The 5253-nt window shown below is 56.8% G+C and carries 4 protein-coding genes and 1 pseudogene; 3 read left to right on the forward strand and 2 right to left on the reverse strand.

Features of this window, described 5'->3' with window-relative positions:
* Window positions 1–118 precede the first annotated feature (118 nt).
* A complete protein-coding gene (locus KHU33_RS25235) occupies window positions 119–2923 on the reverse strand; it encodes a type VI secretion system Vgr family protein (RefSeq protein ID WP_211468159.1) in 2805 nt (934 codons plus the stop codon).
* Between KHU33_RS25235 and KHU33_RS25240 the strand changes: the two genes are divergently transcribed.
* The 3 genes from KHU33_RS25240 (at window position 2922) to KHU33_RS25250 (ending at window position 4856) form a co-directional block, all read left to right on the forward strand.
* Entirely contained in the window at window positions 2922–3101 is a 180-nt protein-coding gene (locus KHU33_RS25240) for a hypothetical protein (protein ID WP_211468160.1), read from the forward strand. The two genes, KHU33_RS25235 and KHU33_RS25240, sit on opposite strands and share 2 nt — an antisense overlap.
* A 295-nt stretch (window positions 3102–3396) precedes the next feature.
* Window positions 3397–3930, forward strand: a complete 534-nt coding sequence (locus tag KHU33_RS25245; RefSeq protein ID WP_211468161.1) for a GNAT family N-acetyltransferase — start codon at window positions 3397–3399, stop codon at window positions 3928–3930.
* A gap of 23 nt (window positions 3931–3953) precedes the next feature.
* Window positions 3954–4856 carry a LysR family transcriptional regulator gene (locus tag KHU33_RS25250; protein ID WP_211468162.1) on the forward strand — a complete coding sequence of 301 codons (903 nt, stop codon included), beginning with the start codon at window positions 3954–3956 and terminating at the stop codon, window positions 4854–4856.
* A 7-nt stretch (window positions 4857–4863) separates the two neighbouring features.
* Here KHU33_RS25250 and KHU33_RS25255 read toward each other — a convergent pair.
* Window positions 4864–5253: pseudogene (locus tag KHU33_RS25255) on the reverse strand (MFS transporter); the annotation flags it as partial.

Below are 5253 nucleotides of genomic sequence, written 5' to 3' on the forward strand. Positions count from 1 at the left end.
GTAATCGGATGTTTGGCTTGATCCAATTCACAAAACCATTGCACTGTGGCGGTGGCGCAGCGCCCTTTTAAGTCAATATGGGTCGTGTTATTTTTATTTGTCTTGGGTAGCGTATCGCTCATGATGCATCCTTGGATTGCGCGTCGTTGCGGCTCTCGATGACATGCGTACGATAGCCTTGATTCGATAGCTGATGCGGGTTGGTGTTGGCTAGTTGCGGGTGAACTTGCACATCCAGCGCCGTCCCATCGTTGAGTTTGACTTGATAGGCTGTGGTACTGCTCTGATGATCTTGAATAAGAATCTGCCCATGCCCGTTGGTCATGCCACTTGCTATCTTTGCGCCTGATTGATAGAGCTGGTAAGGCTCGTTGGCAAATGCGCGGCTTTGTTTGCCATGCGCTGTTATATTTAACAGCAGGCTAGCCTGGTCTGGCGCGACAATCGGCGCAGCCAGTGCGGGTAGCGGCAAATTCGCCGGGCCAATCCAATTTCTACTAGCTGCATGGACTTTCCACGCGCCACTGGTGCCATTGTCAATACCGCCAGCAGCCCATTTGGTATAACTTCCGCCGCCGTTGATCATCACTTCTTCCTGCGCGGTAATGGTGATGCGATTGGCGGTGTGGGTAATGTTGAGCTTGGCGAGAACGTTGATGCTATCTTTCAGCGCCTGAAGATCGATGTCGCCGCTGGCGGCGATCAGTTTCATCCCGAATTTATAGCTGAACAGCCGTATCCCCTTCCTCACGCTTGCCAGCAATCGCTGTCCAACCGATAAGCTCACATGCTGCCCGCTGGTCAACGCAATATGTTCGCCGCTGGCGATATGCGTCGATTGCGGCGTGGTGGTTTCGATGCCGGCAGGACTGGCAAGTATCAAATGCGGTTCGGCCAGTTCCGGGAAACTCCCCGCTTTCGCATCGCCACCGCTGCCCTTGATGGCGTCGTTCTGGGTTTTGATGATCTTGGCGACGTCGCTTTGGTCACCGTTATTCTCTTGAGCCTGATGCAGTTGCGCCAGATCTGCCAGATTTTCATGCTGGTCACGGGCCTGCGTCAGACGCTGTACCGTCTCGCCCATATCGGTAATATGGGCTTGGGCGCTGCTGCGGCCTTCGGTGGTAATTAACAAACCCTCCTTAGCGCGGATCGCGCCGTGACCATCGGTGCGCAATTCGTAACCTTGGCCTCTAGGATCTTTACGACCGGCGTTGTCTTCGATGCGGGTGATATTGCCGAGACTGAGCTGGCTGTGCTGATGATCGCTCTTGAGCTGGACTTGAATCTTCTCTTCAGTGTCATCCATCACCAGATGATTGCTGCGGCCGGCGGCGCTGTTGCCGCCATTCGGCGTCAGTTCGCGACTGCGGAAACCGGACAAGGCGCTCTGGCCGGGCAACGACCAGGCCGGCAGATTCATTTGGTTGTGCACGCGCCCGGTGCAGATCGGCAAATCGGGATTGCCGCTGATGAAATCGATCAAGATTTCCTGTTTCATCCTGGGGATATGACTCGCCCCCAGTTGATTGCCCGCCCAAGGGCTGGACACCCTTACCCTGCAACTGCTGTTCTGATCGGCTTGCCCTAGACGATCCCATTGGAATTGCACCTTGATCCGGCCTAATGCGTCAGTCCAGATATTTTGATCTTCCGGCCCCACCACGATGGCGGTGAGGATGTGCATGGCCGGTCTTGGCGTGACACGTTCGGGCCGGTATTGTTCGCCGCGTAGCGGCACGACTTCAAAATCGACATTGACGCGAAACTGTTGCGGGTCGCTGTCCGGGCGCTGGGTTTCCTGCGCGACGTCTTCCATCTCGAAGCGTGTGGCGACGATCAGATATTCGATGTTGGCTTTGCCAACCGGATGCCGGCCCAGCGTGAAGGTGCAACCCGGCACCAACGCACGCACATGGCCGGCGCCGCTGGCGCGTTCGGCGTTGTTGCGCAGGCGTTCCATGCGGATGCGGGCGTTCTTCTTGCCCTCTTCCAAAGGATCGTTGGTCGCCTGCTGGGGGCCTGCTTTCGGCTGTACGTAATGCGCATCCGTGTGATATTCGTAGACCTCGGCGTTATGGTCGGAGACGCGATGGTCGTTGTGGCTGACTTCCAGCGTGCTGCGCGGCCGGGTATAGTCGTAATCGCGCGAGGTGTAGCGACCCGGAGTCACACGGTGCGCGGGTGAAAACGTATGGATGAATTCCTGGTCGATCCTTGGTTTTTCGCCGTAGTAGTTCAGGACGTGATAGGCGTCGCTATGAAACGGTTGATGCGCGGCGTTGCCGTCAGTGAGCACCAGGCGATGCTTGCCGTCTTTGTGCTCGAAGAAATAGTTGATCCCCGCGACTTCACACAGTCTACTGAAGAAAGTGAAATCCGATTCCGAAAACTGGGTGACGTAATCTCGCTTGGGGTACGTATCGAAAAGACGCTTATCGACCGGAAAAGTGTACTTGGATAGCACCTCGTCCAGAATCTCGACAACGGATTTGTCCTGGAAAATCCGGCAATCGGCGTTGCCGTCAGCCCATTTCAACCACGGCTCCAGCGTGATTTCATAAAACACATACCGCCCGACCTGGCGCAATATGGTCGCAGTGCTGATGAGACCGGAGATTTCACGCACACCGGCACCGGCGTTGGCTAACCCGCTGCCGCCCGGCATGCCTGCAACAAAACTGCCTGAGCCTTCCAACTGGATTTCTACCGTCAGTTCCTTGCCTAAGAATGCGTCCAAATCATAGTTGGCTGCTGATCCGAAATTGACCAAGGCGTCCGGCGTTTTGAGGATGATTGTATAGGCATACAAGCTATTGAGGGATTCACTGCCCTTGATACTCACCGGGATCAATGCCGGCGCCCCCATTACCTCAGGGATTGCTTCACTTTTAACGCGGAGACTGCGAGGAGAGTCAAACATGAATGCATTTCCTTATTGTCGTTACGTCAGAGTAGGGCTGGTCACTTACGGTGGTGCATACCCGGTCTTGCGGGCCGTCAAAGCGACAAGAAGCCATGCGCAAATGAAAAGAATGACTGCGAGAGACGGTATCAAAATAATAAGTATTGCATTATTTGCACTATTTTTGTGGAAATAATTGCTGGAAAGTTAACTGGCATGAAATTCGGGGCATCAAAATTGACCGCTTCCGAGAACAAGAGATGGGAGTCTTCAATGCGAAGAAAGGCCAATGTTGAGTTTGACCTCGGGGAAATCGACTGCTGACCGAAGGAAAGCTTAATTATTCTTATCCATAACCCAATCTTCGATTCAGAATGACAAAACGCCATTTAATTAGCGTGGCGTTCTACTATCTACTCATGAGCGATTGATTAAAATTACAGGATCGCCGAGTGACCGCTTTTAAGCCGCTTAAAAACCAGGTAATCCAAATGACCATACTAACCACACAACGCCTGCGCCTGGAACCATTCAATGACTCGCACCTGATAGGGCTGAATCTCGTCAACCGCGATCCGGCAGTGATGCGCTACATCACCGGCAAACCGGAAACGCTTGAGGACACCGCCGCGGCGATTGCGCGCGTCAAGGCGCGCTGGGCTGAATGGGGGTTTTCATGGTGGAGTTTTATCGAGCTCGATAGCGAAGAAATCATCGGTTCCGGCTGCATTCAGTATCTGGGCGGAGACACCGCCAATCCACTGGAAATCGGCTGGCGACTGCGGCAGGACAAATGGCGTCAAGGTTACGCTTCCGAGGCGGCACGGCGGATGGCTGCGTTTGCATTCGAGACGATCGGCGGCGATCGTCTATGCGCGGTATGCCATCAGGAAAACACCGGCTCGGCGCGCGTCATGCAACGCTTGGGGATGCAGTTTCAAGGCATAGAAAGATGGAACGAGATGGATACCGCCGTCTATATGATGACCCGTGGCGAGTGGGAACATCCAGGCCAGGCAGGCTAAGCAGCCGAGGACAACGCACCGCCATGGACAGACTTGAAGCATTGCGCCTCTTCACCCACATCGTTGATCTAGGCAGCTTTACCAAGGCAGCCGGCATGCTCGACATGCCGCGGGCGACCGCCACCCATGCCATGAAGGAACTGGAGCAGCGGCTGGGAACCCGGCTGCTGGAACGCACTACGCGCAACGTCAAGCCGACACTGGACGGCCGCGCATTCTACGAGCGCTGCTGCCGGATTCTGGCGGACGTGGAAGATGCCGAAGCGTCGCTCGACACCAGCTCGGCCAATCCCAGCGGCGTGCTGCGCCTGGGATTGCATGGCACCCACGCGACCCAGATCATCCTGCCGCGGCTGGCTGAATTCCGTGCGCGCTATCCGCGCCTGAACATAGCGATCAGCAGCGGCGACCGGCTGGTCGATCTGGTGGGCGAAGGCATCGACTGCGTGGTGCGGGTCGGCGTGCCCAAGGATTCCTCGCTGGTTGCAAGGCGGCTGGCTTCTTTGCCGGAAATCATCTGCGCCAGTCCGCAATACCTGGCGCGCTGGGGTACTCCCCTGCTCCCGGCCGACCTTGCTGCGCATCAGGCAGTCGGTTTTTTCAGCCGCGACCACAATATTCAATATCCCTTCACTTTCTTGCGCAACGGCCAGGCAGAGGAATACAAAGCCGGCGGCTGGATCGCGGTCGACAGCGCCGACGCCTACACCCAATGCGCGCTGTTGGGATTCGGCCTGATCCAGGTGCCGCGCTTCCGGGTAGAAAAGTATTTGCAGACAGGCCAGCTGGTAGCGGTGTTAAGCGATCAAACCTGCCCGGAGCTGCCGGTGCTGGCGCTGTACCCATCCCATCATCAGCTATCGCCCAGAGTCAAGGTGTTCGTCGAATGGGTGACACAGGTGTATGCCGAACATTTTGCCGGCTAGATTCCGGCTAGACACGCACGCTGTGCGGAAAGCCATGCATCGATGCACGCCATGCAATCAGCCAGGCCGCCAGCAACAGCAGCAGCAAAGCCCATGGCAAACTCGCCGCGCCATAGCTATCCAGCAGCAGCCCGCCCACAGCGCCGCCGCCGGCGATCGCCGCATTCCAGGCGGTGACGATCAGCGCCTGGCCGACGTCCGCCGCCTCGCCGGTGGCATTGGCGGAAGCAGTCTGAAACAAGGTGGGGACGCCGCCGAAGGCTAGTCCCCAGACGCCGACGCTGACATAGATGGCAAGCGGGTTGCCGCTCCAGACAGCAAGCGCCGCCGACGCCAGGCCGAACAGAACGATGCTGGCCAAAACCATGCGGCGCAGCCAGCGATCGATGCCGGCGCC

Origin of the sequence: Collimonas silvisoli (genome assembly GCF_018305005.1) — a bacterium.
GTDB classification, from domain to species: domain Bacteria; phylum Pseudomonadota; class Gammaproteobacteria; order Burkholderiales; family Burkholderiaceae_D; genus Collimonas; species Collimonas silvisoli.